Below are 12,171 nucleotides of genomic sequence, written 5' to 3' on the forward strand. Positions count from 1 at the left end.
CGTCCCGCCCTGTCACACCGTCCCGCGACGTGTCCTGTGTCACCGCGCCCCCGCCCCCCGACTGCCGCAACGCACCGCCAACTCCGCCTGGACATCGAAGAGTTGACTCACCAGGCTAACGCCGGGAACGACCTCGGGGCGAGCCTCCCGCCAGGGTCGGCCTATCCTGGCCAGGAATCACCGTCAATCAGTCATCTCGTCATCCGCACGGAGCAGATCTTGTACTTCACCGACCGTGGCATCGAAGAGCTGGAGAAGCGGCGCGGCGAGGAGGAGGTCACCTTCGAGTGGCTCGCCGAACAGCTGCGGACCTTCGTCGACCTGAACCCCGACTTCGAGGTTCCGGTGGAGCGTCTGGCGACCTGGCTGGCACGGCTGGACGACGAGGACGAGGACGACGAGTAGGCCGCCGCGCCCGGCGCGGACCCTCAGTCGCCGCGAGCCGCGCGCACCTTGTCGTACGCGAATCCCAGCGCACCGTGGGCGAGCAGGACGGCCCCCGCGGTGATCCAGCCGGCACTGCGCCGGCGCAGACCGTAGAGGGCGAGCGGCACACCGGCGGCGAGCTGGGCGGCGGCCAGGCAGCGAGCCTTGGGGCCGCGCAGCCAGGGCCCGATGCTGCTGCTCTCGACGACGTCGAGTTCGGCGTGCACGGCGTCCCGCCAGCCCGGCCAGTCGACCTGCTCCCCGTCCGGCTGGACGCGGGCGACCTCGCGCAGCCGGTCGGCGGGCTCACCGGGGCTCAGCCCGGCGGGCAGGGTGAGCCCGGTGCGGGTGAGGACGGCGAGCAGTCCGCGCAGCCGGGCCCGGGCATCGGCCTCGGAGTCGGGCAGGGCGAGGGTTTCCAGGGACTGCATGTCGAGCACCGGGTCGAGGCCGAGGCGGGCGGCGAAGGTGCGCAGGGCCTCGTGCTCGCCGACCGGGGTCCCGTCGGCCAGCCAGACGTAGCCGACCGGGCGGCGGAAGCCGGAGGCGAGCGTGAAGCCGCCGCGGTCCGCGTCCCACCAGAGCGCGAGCACCGGCCAGGGCGCACCCACGGCGAGCGCCCCGGCCCAGCCGCCGAGCACCTGCTCGACGGACTCCCCGTCGGTCAGCCAGGGCTTCGCCTCGGGCACGAGGACGCTCCACTCGCGTCCGGCCCGGGCCAGCACCATCCGCTCGCGCAGGAGCTGCGCGGCGGGTCCGACGACGGCGGGTTCGGCGCGGCAGAGAAGCAGGGCACCGGCGGGTTCGGGGGACGGCATGGCCCCACGCTAGGCCAATTTGCCCGGATCGGACCACAAATGACCACCCTCGCGGGCCAGGCCGCGGAACGGACGTTCGCGACAGTCTTGACTTTCCCCATCCGCGATATATCGTGTTTCTCAGGGGATGCGATATGGCGCGTTCACCCCGGAGGAGGTCGCACCATGTCCGAGTGGTCCGTCGCGGAACCGCAGAAGCTCGCCTTCGACGATCCGGTCACGACCCTGCACGTCCGCATCGTCAACGGCACGGTCAACGTGGTGGGCACCGACGAGGGTTCCGCCCGCCTGGAGGTCTCGGACCTGGAGGGACCGCCGCTGCGGGTGACCCAGGAGAGCGGCGTGCTCTCCGTCGTCTACGACGACCTGCCCTGGAAGGGCTTCCTGAAGTGGCTCGACCGCAAGGGCTTCCGGCGCAGCGCGGTCGTCACGCTCGCGGTCCCCACGGGGACCCGGGTCGAGGTCGGCGTGGTCGGCGCGGCCGCCGTCGTCTCCGGCATGGCGGGGCGTACGGAGGTGAAGGGTGTCACCGGGGACACGACCCTGGTGGGCGTCACCGGTCCGGTCCGCACCAGCACGGTCTCCGGCAGCGTCGAGGCTCAGGCGGTCACCGGCGACCTCCGGTTCAATTCGGTCTCGGGGGACCTGACCGTCGTCGAGGGCTCGGGGTCCTTCGTGAAGGCGGACACCGTGAGCGGTTCGATGATCGTGGACCTGGACCCGGCGGGCCCCACGGACGTGGCGCTCACCAGCGTCTCCGGCGAGATCGCCATCCGCATCCCGCACCCGGCGGACACCGAGGTCGAGGCGAACACGGCGAGCGGAGCGGTGTCGAACGCCTTCGACGGGCTGCGGGTCTCCGGCCAGTGGGGCGCGCACAAGATCGCCGGCCGGCTCGGCGCGGGTTCGGGGAAGTTGCGGGCGACGACGGTGTCCGGCTCGATCGCGCTGCTGCGCAGGCCGCCGGGCGAGGACGACCCGCTGGACATGGAGCCGCACGACGCCGCGCAGGACAGCCCCGCCGAGAAGAAGGTGCTCTGACATGTCTCCCGTCTTCGCCCACGGCCGCCTTCGGCTCTACCTCCTCAAGCTGCTCGACGAGGCCCCGCGGCACGGCTATGAGGTGATCCGGCTCCTCGAGGAGCGCTTCCAGGGGCTCTACGCGCCGTCGGCAGGCACGGTCTATCCGCGCCTGGCGAAGCTGGAGAGCGAGGGCCTGGTCACGCACACCACCGAGGGCGGCCGCAAGGTGTACGCGATCACCGACGCGGGCCGCGCCGAACTGGCGGACCGCAGCGGTGAGCTGGCCGATCTGGAGCTGGAGATCCGCGAGTCGGTCGCCGAGCTGGCCGCCGAGATCCGCGACGACGTCCGGGGCGCGGCGGGCGAGCTGCGCCGCGAGGTGCGGGCCGCCGCGGCCGGCACCCGCGCCCGGAGCAACCCCTTCGGCAAGCTGGGCGACCTCGGCGATCTGGGCGACCTCAAGGACCTCACGGACAAGGACTCCTGGCGGGCCGCCAAGGAGGAGATGCGCCGGGCCAAGCAGGAGTGGAAGGAGCAGGCCCGGCGCGCGAAGGACGAGAGCCGCCGGGCCCGCGAGGAGGCCCAGCGGGCGCGCCGCCAGGCCAAGGAGGCGCAGGACCAGGTGCGGGAGCAGGCGCAGGAGGAGTTCCAGCGCATGGCCCGGCGCGTCCAGGACCAGGTGCAGGACCACTTCACGCGCGGCGACTGGCCGACGGGCGTCCGCGAGGGCCTGGCCGAACTGGCTAAGGAGTTCGGCGAGTTCGGCAAGAGCTTCGGCAAGGACACCGCACGCACGCAGCCGGCGCCCGAGCCCGAGTTCCGCCCCGCGTCGGACGCGGCCCCGGCCGAGTACGTCCCGTCCTGGGCCACGGAGGAGTCCACCGGCGACCCGACCCGCGACCTGGACCGCCTCCTGGACCGCTTCCGCGACGACATCCGCGACAGGGCTCGCGACCACGGCGTCACGGAGGATCAGCTCCGCCTGACCCGGGATCATTTGTCGGACGCGGCCGCGCACATCGCGGCGACTTTGGCGCCGGAGCGGAAGTCGAGCACCTCTGACGACCGGGGGACGGATCCCCGATCAAGCCCCTCCGGCGATTGAGGAGCGGGGCCCGGGGCGGAGCCCCGCGACCTCAGCCACGGCGCGGGCCCCGCTCAATCCCCTGGGCAGCCACGGCGCGGGCCCCTGGGCACAGTCACCCGGCAGCCCGCCCCGCGTCACCCCCGTACAGCACCCGCTCCACGCCCACCGCATTCACCCCGTACCCCTCCAGCACCTCGGAGGCGGTACCACCGGTCCGGGACACCAGGGCGAGCAGCAGATGCTCGTCACCGATGGACCGGTCCCCGTGCTGTACCGCGACCCGCAAGGACCCTTCCAGCACCTTCTTGGCCTCGCGCGTGAAGGACCGCCGCCCGCCGACGCGCCGCCCACCGGCCAACGCCCCGACCCCGTGGGCCTCTTCGACCCGGGCGACGATCTCGTCCACGTCGATCCCCAGCCCGGCGAGCGCCTCGGTGTCGGCCCGGGAGAGCCCCGCCCGGCGCCGGGCGACCCCGATCGCCCGCCCGATCTCTGCGCGGCGCGCCTCGTCGGCGAGCCCGAGCGCGTCCAGCACGAAGGCTCCCCGGCTGCCGCGGCGCTCCAGCAGGGCGAGCAGCAGATGCCCCTCGTCGACCTGCTCGGCCCGCTCACGCTCCGCGTGGACGACCGCTTCCTTGACGACGGCCCTGGCCGCCTCGGTGAACCGTTCGAACATCATCGCCTCCCGTACTTCTTGTGCACGGCTTGTCGGCTGACTCCCAGCTCGGCCGCGATGTCCTGCCACGACCAGCCCTGATGGCGCGCACTGCGCACCTGTACCGCTTCCAGCTGCTCAAGCAGCCGCCGCAGCGCGGCGACCGCCCGCAATCCGACCCGCGGATCGCGGGCGCCCGCCTGCTCGGCGAGATCCGTTGCCTCGGTCATGATGTCAATTTAGGTTGACAGCGAGTCGATGTCAACCAGAATTGACACGCGGGGCGGCAGAAAGGGCGCCCCGGAGACCCGGGACGCCCTTCGACCTCGTACGCCCACTGCTCAGACGCTGAGCACGACCTTTCCGAACAGGTCGCCGCCGGCCATCTTCACGAACCCTTCGCGGGCCCGGTCCAGGGGCAGCACCTCGTCGACGACCGGCCGCACACCGGTGGCGGCGCAGAAGGAGAGCAGGTCCTCCAGCTCGTCCTTGGAACCCATCGTCGAGCCGACGACCTTGAGCTCCAGGAAGAAGATGCGGTTCAGTTCGGCGGCGGGCGGGTTGGGGCCGCTGGTGGCACCGGAGATGACCAGGGTGCCGCCCGGCTTCAGGGACTTGACCGAGTGCGACCAGGTCGCGGCGCCCACCGTCTCGATCACGGCGTCCACCCGCTGCGGCAGCCGCGCCCCGGACTCCACGGCCTCGACCGCGCCCAGTTCCAGGGCCCGCTTGCGCTTGGCCTCGTCCCGGCTGGTGGCGAAGACCCGCAGCCCGGCGGCCTTGCCGAGGGCGATCGCGGCGGTCGCGACACCGCCGCCCGCGCCCTGCACGAGCACCGAGTCACCGGGCCGCACCCCGGCGTTGGTGAACAGCATCCGGTACGCGGTCAGCCAGGCGGTGGGCAGACAGGCGGCCTCCTCGAAGGAGAGCTCCTTGGGCTTGGGCAGCACGTTCCACACGGGCACGGTGACCTGTTCGGCGAAGGTGCCCTGGTACTTCTCCGTGAGGATGGAGCGGCGCTCGCGCGGCCCGACACCGTGGCCGGTCTCGCCGATGACGGAGTGCAGGACGACCTCGTTGCCGTCGCTGTCGATCCCGGCGGCGTCGCAGCCGAGGATCATCGGCAGCGACTCCTCGCCGAGACCGACCCCGCGCAGGGACCACAGATCGTGATGGTTGAGGGAGGCGGCCTTGACGTTCACGGTGGTCCAGCCGGGCCGGTTCTCGGGGGCGGGCCGCTCCCCCAGTTCCAGGCCGTTCAGCGGCTGATCACGGTCGATGCGGGCTGCGTAGGCGGCGAACATGACCTTGACGATAGGGCCGGTGCCACGCGCGGGGAACCATCCCCGCCTGTGACACACGTCCTCTAGCCAGCGGGCCCGGCAACGGAAAAGGCCCCGCCGGAGCGGGGCCTCGACCCGTGGCGGACACGCGACGGCTCAGCGCCGGGCGACGCCCTCGGCCCGCGCCGCGGCGGCGACGGCGGCGGTGACGGCAGGCGCCACCCGCTCGTCGAACGGCGACGGAATCACGTACTCGGCCGACAGGTCGTCCCCGACCACGGCGGCCAGCGCCTCCGCGGCGGCGATCTTCATCGTCTCGGTGATCCGGGAGGCCCGGACCTGGAGCGCGCCCGCGAAGATGCCGGGGAACGCCAGGACGTTGTTGATCTGGTTCGGGAAGTCCGAGCGCCCGGTCGCGACCACGGCCGCGTACTTGTGGGCGACGTCGGGGTGCACCTCGGGGTTCGGGTTGGCCATCGCGAAGACGAAGGCACCCGGCGCCATGGAGGCGACCGCCTGCTCGGGGACCGTGCCGCCGGAGACGCCGATGTAGACGTCGGCGCCCGCGAGGGCGTCCTCCAGCGAACCGGACAGACCGGCCTTGTTGGTGATCTCGGCCAGCTCGCGCTTGACCGCCGTGAGGTCCTCGCGGTCCCGGCTGACGATGCCCTTGCGGTCGGTGACCGCGACGTCGCCGAGGCCCGCCTCGATGAGGAACTTGGCGATGGCGACGCCCGCCGCACCGGCGCCGCTGATCACTCCGCGCAGCTCGCCGAGCGTGCGCCCGCTGAGCCGGGCCGCGTTCTTCAGCGCGGCCAGCGTCACGACGGCGGTGCCGTGCTGGTCGTCGTGGAAGACCGGGATGTCCAGGTTCTCCTGGAGCCTGCGCTCGATCTCGAAGCACCGCGGCGCCGAGATGTCCTCGAGGTTCACGCCGCCGAAGGACGGCGCGAGGCGCACCACGGTGTCCACGATCTCGTCGACGTCCGTCGTCGCGAGCGCGATCGGCACCGCGTCCACGCCGCCGAACTGCTTGAAGAGAATGGCCTTGCCCTCCATCACCGGGAGGGAGGCCTCGGGGCCGATGTCCCCGAGTCCGAGCACGGCCGTACCGTCCGTCACGACGGCCACGACGCTCGACTTCCACGTGTAGTCGTGGACGAGCTCCGGCCGCTCGGCGATCGCGCTGCACACCTTCGCGACGCCGGGCGTGTACGCCAGGGACAGGTCGTCCTTGTCGCGGACCGGCACGGTGGCCTGCACGGCCATCTTGCCGCCACGGTGCAGTGCGAAGGCCGGATCGAAGGGCTCGTCAGCGCCTTCGTTGCCGGTATTCGCGTCGCTGCGAGGATTGACGATCTCCGCTGCCACTTGTCTGACCCCTTAAGTCTTATTGCTTCGTTGAGGGTGGGTCCGCCCCTGGTTGAGGAGCGGGCGGGCACCGCGTACGTCCCAGCCGGGCCCGTTTGTGGCCGGCTTCGCGGGTACGTACACGACGGACGCGCCGCACGCGCGCCCTGAGCCCCGGATGAGGGGTGTAAAGAACCTTCTTACCCGACGGACCGTGCCGCGGACGAGCCCATTCGTGATCGATCACGTGGCGGTGACATGACTCATAGCCACATGTCTGGACACGGCATGGAGCCGGGCCGCGCGAGACGGGGGGAAGCGACCCCATAGCGACCGAATAATGAGACAGCGGGCGGTTCGCCGGAGATCCTCCGGCCGGTGGGCGATACGTCCGCAGATGATGTGGACCCCATGCACCGTGATGTGCCGACCTGTTGACCGACTTGAGTCACCCGTTATCCGATTTTGACATCACCGCGCCCCTGAACGACCCGGTCCGAATGGCAAGATGCCTCATCACGCAGGTCGCGACACCCGAAGGCGTGTGCCACGGCGACCCTGACGGCCACTCCCCCATCCCTGCCGGAGGACCCCACCATGACCGCAAGCACCACCCGTCGCTCGACCGCGAAGGCCGGGAAGTCCGTGAAGACCCGGATAGCCGCGGCCGGCGCGATCGCGGTCGCCGGCACGCTGCTGCTCACCGGCTGCGGCGACCAGACGAAGTCGGACGAGTCCGGCTCCGACACGTCCTCCTCCAAGAGCGCGCCGCTCGCGGACAAGCTCCCCAAGGAGATCCGCGACAAGGGTGTCATCCGGGTCGGCTCGGACATCGCGTACGCGCCGGTCGAGTTCAAGGACAAGTCGGGCAAGGCCATCGGCATCGACCCCGACCTGGCCGACGCGATGGGCAAGCAGCTCGGCGTGAAGTTCGAGTTCCAGAACGGCACGTTCGACACCCTGGTCACCGGCCTGCGCTCGAACCGGTACGACCTCGCCATGTCGGCCATGACCGACACCAAGGACCGCCAGGACGGCATCGACTCCGACACCGGCAAGAAGGTCGGCGAGGGCGTCGACTTCGTCGACTACTTCAACGCCGGCGTCTCCATCTACACGCCGAAGGGCAAGACCCAGGGGATCAAGACCTGGGAGGACCTGTGCGGCAAGAAGATCGTGGTGCAGCGCGGCACGGTCTCCCACGACCTCGCCAAGGCGCAGGCCAAGAAGTGTCCGTCGGGCAAGAAGCTCGGCATCCAGGCCTTCGACGACGACCAGCAGGCGCAGACCCGGCTGCGCTCGGGCGGCGCCGACGCCGGCTCCTCCGACTTCCCGGTCGCCGCGTACGCGGTCAAGACCTCGGGCGGCGGCAAGGACTTCGAGATCGTCGGCGACCAGGTCGAGGCGGCGCCGTACGGCATCGCCGTCGCCAAGTCCCAGACGCAGCTGCGCGATGCCATCAAGGCCGCGCTCGACGCCGTCATCAAGAACGGCGAGTACGACAAGATCATCGCCAAGTGGGGCGTCGAGGCGGGCGCGGTGAAGGCCGCCACCGTCAACGGCGGCAAGTAAGGCAACCCGCAACGCCTGACGCGTCGTTGAAAGGCAACATCCGTGTCTGTTGACATAGGCAAGACGGGCGGCGGCCCCGAGGACACGCCGCCGCCCGCGACCCACCCGGAGACCATCAAGGCCATCCCGGTGCGGCACTACGGCCGGTACGTCGCCGCCGTCATCGCCCTCGCGCTGCTCGGCTCGATCATCTACGCCTTCGGCCAGGGCAAGATCAACTGGGGTGCGGTCCCCGACTACTTCTTCGACGACCGCATCCTGACGGGCGTCGGCAAGACGCTCCTGCTGACGGTCCTCGCGATGGTGATCGGCATCGTCGGCGGCATCCTGCTCGCCGTCATGCGCCTGTCGAAGAACCCGGTGACCAGCTCGATCGCCTGGTTCTACATCTGGTTCTTCCGCGGCACCCCGGTCCTGGTCCAGCTGTTCATCTGGTTCAACCTGGGCCTGGTCTTCGAGTACATCAACCTCGGGCCGATCTACAAGGACTACTGGTCGTCCTTCATGACGCCGCTGCTCACGGCCCTGCTGGGCCTGGGCCTCAACGAGGCGGCGTACATGGCGGAGATCTGCCGCGCCGGTCTGCTCTCGGTCGACGAGGGCCAGACCGAGGCGTCGCACGCGCTCGGCATGAGCCACTCCAAGACGCTGCGCCGCATCGTGATCCCGCAGGCGATGCGGGTGATCGTGCCGCCGACCGGCAACGAAGTCATCAACATGCTGAAGACCACCTCGCTCGTCGCGGCGGTCCAGTTCAACGAGCTCTTCCGGGCCGCGCAGGACATCGGCCAGCAGTCCGGTTCGCCGGTGGAGATGTACTTCCTGGCGGCCGCCTGGTACCTGATCATGACGTCGATCCTCAGCGTCGGCCAGTACTACATCGAGCGCTACTACGCGCGCGGTACGTCCCGCCAACTGCCGGACACTCCGTGGCAGAAGGTGAGGGCCACCGTGTTCTCCTTCTCGAACCGTTCGGGGGCGGTGAGCGCATGAGCGAGCAGCAGCACGCGATGGTCAGGGCCGAGGGCGTCCACAAGTCCTTCGGCAACGTGCAGGTCCTCAAGGGCATCGACCTGGAGGTCAAGCAGGGCGAGGTCTTCTGCCTCATCGGCCCGTCGGGCTCCGGCAAGTCGACGTTCCTGCGCTGCATCAACCACCTGGAGCAGATCAACGCCGGCCGGCTCTACGTCGACGGTGAACTGGTCGGCTACCGGCAGCAGGGCGACAAGCTCTACGAGCTGCGCGACCGGGAGGTCGCGATGAAGCGCCGGGACATCGGCATGGTCTTCCAGCGCTTCAACCTCTTCCCGCACATGACGGCGCTCGAGAACGTCATGGAGGCGCCGGTCCAGGTCAAGAAGGTGTCGAAGGCGCAGGCCAGGGCCCGTGCCGGAGAACTCCTGGAGCGGGTCGGTCTCGCCGACAAGGCGGGCAACTACCCCTCGCAGCTCTCCGGCGGGCAGCAGCAGCGCGTGGCGATCGCCCGCGCGCTCGCGATGGACCCGAAGCTGATGCTGTTCGACGAGCCGACGTCGGCCCTCGACCCGGAGCTGGTCGGCGACGTCCTCGACGTCATGCGCGATCTCGCCGAGTCCGGCATGACGATGGTCGTCGTCACGCACGAGATGGGCTTCGCGCGGGAGGTCGGTGACAGCCTCGTCTTCATGGACGAGGGCGTGGTGGTGGAATCAGGCCATCCCCGAGATGTCCTGACCAGCCCCCGGCACGAGCGCACCCAGTCGTTCCTGTCGAAGGTCCTCTGACCCAAGCCCCGCCCCCGCGCCCCTTTCGACGAGATGCCGCACGAAGTGCGCACCTCGGGGGGCGCGGGGAACTGCGCGACCCGCGCCCGACGATCACCGGGGAGCAGCGCGAAGCGCACGCTCCAGGGGCGCGGGGAACTGCGCGAGAAGCGGCCACCGCGCCGCGGACGAACGACAGCCCGACAGGGGCGCGGGGAACTGCGCGAGAAGCCACGACGCACCCGACACCCGGCACCCGGCACTCGCCCCCGGCACCGTCACCTCAAGGCCAGCACCAGCGCATCACTCGGCGACCCCCACACGACCCGCGCCTCCCCGAACCCGGCCCCCCGCAACGCCGAGACATGCCACCCCACCGACGGCGTGTCCCCCTCGGCATGCTCCCCGTAGATCTCGAACCGCCGCGCCGTGGGCCCGGCCAGCACCGGATCGGCGGCGGCCAGCGCCCACCAGTCGGCCCAGTCCACGGCCCCGCGCCCCCGCGCCTCCTCCATGCGAGCGTGCCGAAGAGCGCGCTCGGCACCATTGATCCGCGGGGTCGAGTCGTCGATCATGTGGTCCGCATTCATGAACACACCCCCGTCCCGCACCAGCGGGGCGAGTTGGCCATAGAGGGCGGCGAGAGGCTCGGCGTGCAGCCAGTGCAGGGCGGTGGCGGTGAGCACGGCGTCGTACGAGTCGTGCGGCAGCGCCCGCGTCCAGTCGGGATCCTTCAGGTCGGCGGTGACGAAGGAGACCCGCTCGTCCCCCTCGAACGTGCCGCGCGCGATGGCCAGCAGCGCCGGATCGAGATCGACGCCCACGCTCGTCGCCCGCGGGAACCGCGTGAGCAGCCGGTCCGTGATACTTCCCGTACCGCACGCGAGGTCGAGCACCCGGGGCGCCGTCCCCACACACGCCTCGACCATGTCGAGCATGACCCGGAACCGCTCCTCGCGGTCGGGCATGTACCACTCCTGCTGGCGGTCCCAGCTCTCCTGCCAGGAGCGCCAGTCGATGGTGGTCGGTGTCGTCATGAGAGGCCTCCCGTGCGGGCACCGCTCCCCGCGATGCGTAATACCCTGAAAGCAGTAGTGAGCATTACACTCACACTGGACGACGATAGCCCGCCCCGGTAAGGACTACAAGTGGAACTGGCCTATTACTCGGACTACGCAGTGCGCCTCGTCAACACCGAGGAGCCGGGCCGCGGCAAGGACTCCCTGACCACGGTCGACGCGGTGCGCGACCTCTTCGGCCCCAGTCAGGACGCGGCCCGCCGGGCCACGGACGCCGACCTGACCCGCTTCAGGAGCGTACGAGGGCGGCTGCGCGCGGTGTTCGAGGCGGCCGACGGCGGCGAGGAGGAACTCGCCGTGAACCTGCTGAACTCCCTGCTCCTGGAGTTCCCGGTGAGCCCGCAGGTCTCCGGGCACGACCACCGCGACGACGACGGCCGACCGCTGTGGCACATGCACCTGGCGGACCACCCGTCGAACGCGACCGCGGGTTACGCGGCGATCGCCGCGATGGGCCTCGCCTTCCACCTCACGGAGTACGGCGTGGACCGGCTCGGCCTGTGCGAGGCGGCGCCGTGCCGCAACGCCTATCTGGACACGTCCACCAACCGCTCGCGCCGCTACTGCTCGGACCGCTGTGCGACCCGCGCCAACGTCGCCGCCTACCGCGCCCGCAAGCGCCTGGAGGCCGAGGAGCGTTCGGAGCGCGCGGACCGTACCGAGCGGACGGGACGCACGGCGGAGAACACCCAGGACAGCACGGCGCCGACCGAGCGCTGACGCTCCCCCTCCACCCACGGCTTGCGCATCCGCAGCCGCCCGCGCACCCTGGCGAGCACCAGTTCGTCGGGGACCACGCCGTAGACGGTGCTGTCACCGCCGGCGGCGGCGTTGTCGCCCAGCACCCACCAGCCGCCCTCGCGCCGCTCGGCGATCCGCTTGACGACCAGCAGATCCTGCTGGAACGGATGGCGCAGGATGATCACGTCGCCCGGCCGCACCCGCGCTCCGTGGTGCACGAGCAGCCAGTCCCCCGGATACAGGGTGGGCACCATGGAGGGCCCCTCCACCTCGATGAGCTGGAACGGCACCCTGCCCTCCCGCGCTTCCTCCGCCGCCGTCTCGGGCATCAGACAACCTCCCCGGTCCCTTGCGGTCCCATCCTCCACCAGTCCCAGTCTCACCCTGGACTTTTG

Annotated in this window: 14 protein-coding genes; 7 read left to right on the plus strand and 7 right to left on the minus strand. The window is 70.7% G+C overall.

The features are described from left to right. Positions 1 to 219: 219 nt before the first annotated feature. Positions 220 to 405 (plus strand): DUF6104 family protein, encoded by a 186-nt coding sequence (locus ABT127_RS19950; RefSeq protein WP_007266501.1) that lies wholly within the window; start codon positions 220 to 222, stop codon positions 403 to 405. A gap of 23 nt (positions 406 to 428) precedes the next feature. Here ABT127_RS19950 and ABT127_RS19955 read toward each other — a convergent pair whose 3' ends face one another. Further along, complete coding sequence (locus ABT127_RS19955; protein ID WP_351451529.1) at positions 429 to 1,244, minus strand: hypothetical protein; 816 nt, start codon at positions 1,242 to 1,244, stop codon at positions 429 to 431. A 165-nt stretch (positions 1,245 to 1,409) separates the two neighbouring features. Between ABT127_RS19955 and ABT127_RS19960 the strand changes: the two genes are divergently transcribed. Beyond that, positions 1,410 to 2,285, plus strand: a complete 876-nt coding sequence (locus ABT127_RS19960; protein WP_351451532.1) for a DUF4097 family beta strand repeat-containing protein — start codon at positions 1,410 to 1,412, stop codon at positions 2,283 to 2,285. A gap of 1 nt (position 2,286) precedes the next feature. Then, on the plus strand, positions 2,287 to 3,372 hold the full coding sequence (locus ABT127_RS19965; RefSeq protein ID WP_351451535.1) for a PadR family transcriptional regulator: 1,086 nt from the start codon (positions 2,287 to 2,289) through the stop codon (positions 3,370 to 3,372). A 94-nt stretch (positions 3,373 to 3,466) separates the two neighbouring features. Here ABT127_RS19965 and ABT127_RS19970 read toward each other — a convergent pair whose 3' ends face one another. From ABT127_RS19970 to ABT127_RS19985, 4 genes are all read right to left on the minus strand, one after another. After that, on the minus strand, positions 3,467 to 4,030 hold the full coding sequence (locus ABT127_RS19970) for a Clp protease N-terminal domain-containing protein (protein ID WP_351451758.1): 564 nt from the start codon (positions 4,028 to 4,030) through the stop codon (positions 3,467 to 3,469). Beyond that, complete coding sequence (locus ABT127_RS19975; RefSeq protein WP_351451537.1) at positions 4,030 to 4,239, minus strand: helix-turn-helix domain-containing protein; 210 nt, start codon at positions 4,237 to 4,239, stop codon at positions 4,030 to 4,032. The genes ABT127_RS19970 and ABT127_RS19975 overlap by 1 nt, the downstream gene beginning before the upstream one ends. 111 nt (positions 4,240 to 4,350) lie before the next feature. Continuing rightward, on the minus strand, positions 4,351 to 5,313 hold the full coding sequence (locus ABT127_RS19980) for a zinc-binding dehydrogenase (protein ID WP_351451538.1): 963 nt from the start codon (positions 5,311 to 5,313) through the stop codon (positions 4,351 to 4,353). A gap of 135 nt (positions 5,314 to 5,448) precedes the next feature. Then, complete coding sequence (locus ABT127_RS19985; RefSeq protein WP_351451541.1) at positions 5,449 to 6,663, minus strand: NAD(P)-dependent malic enzyme; 1,215 nt, start codon at positions 6,661 to 6,663, stop codon at positions 5,449 to 5,451. 576 nt (positions 6,664 to 7,239) lie between these two features. Here ABT127_RS19985 and ABT127_RS19990 point away from each other — a divergent pair. From ABT127_RS19990 to ABT127_RS20000, 3 genes are read left to right on the plus strand one after another with little or no spacing between them, the layout of a single operon-like run. After that, entirely contained in the window at positions 7,240 to 8,214 is a 975-nt protein-coding gene (locus ABT127_RS19990) for an ABC transporter substrate-binding protein (RefSeq protein ID WP_351451543.1), read from the plus strand. A gap of 42 nt (positions 8,215 to 8,256) precedes the next feature. Continuing rightward, positions 8,257 to 9,207: an amino acid ABC transporter permease gene (locus tag ABT127_RS19995; RefSeq protein WP_351451546.1), complete on the plus strand. Its 951-nt coding sequence runs from the start codon at positions 8,257 to 8,259 to the stop codon at positions 9,205 to 9,207. Between the two features lie 17 nt (positions 9,208 to 9,224). After that, positions 9,225 to 9,977, plus strand: coding sequence for an amino acid ABC transporter ATP-binding protein (locus ABT127_RS20000; RefSeq protein WP_351451761.1), 753 nt, complete (start codon positions 9,225 to 9,227; stop codon positions 9,975 to 9,977). Positions 9,978 to 10,234: 257 nt separating this feature from the next. Here ABT127_RS20000 and ABT127_RS20005 read toward each other — a convergent pair whose 3' ends face one another. After that, on the minus strand, positions 10,235 to 10,993 hold the full coding sequence (locus ABT127_RS20005; protein ID WP_351451548.1) for a class I SAM-dependent methyltransferase: 759 nt from the start codon (positions 10,991 to 10,993) through the stop codon (positions 10,235 to 10,237). Between the two features lie 111 nt (positions 10,994 to 11,104). On the opposite strand from ABT127_RS20005, the gene ABT127_RS20010 reads away from it, so the two are divergent. Next, a complete protein-coding gene (locus ABT127_RS20010; protein WP_351451551.1) occupies positions 11,105 to 11,755 on the plus strand; it encodes a CGNR zinc finger domain-containing protein in 651 nt (216 codons plus the stop codon). Here ABT127_RS20010 and sodX read toward each other — a convergent pair. Beyond that, the gene (gene sodX, locus ABT127_RS20015; protein WP_351451553.1) at positions 11,638 to 12,105 is read right to left on the minus strand and encodes a nickel-type superoxide dismutase maturation protease; all 468 of its coding nucleotides are present in this window, start codon (positions 12,103 to 12,105) and stop codon (positions 11,638 to 11,640) included. The genes ABT127_RS20010 and sodX overlap by 118 nt on opposite strands. Between the last annotated feature and the right edge of the window lie 66 nt (positions 12,106 to 12,171).

The organism is Streptomyces sp. NPDC001904, assembly GCF_040297005.1.
GTDB lineage: Bacteria > Actinomycetota > Actinomycetes > Streptomycetales > Streptomycetaceae > Streptomyces.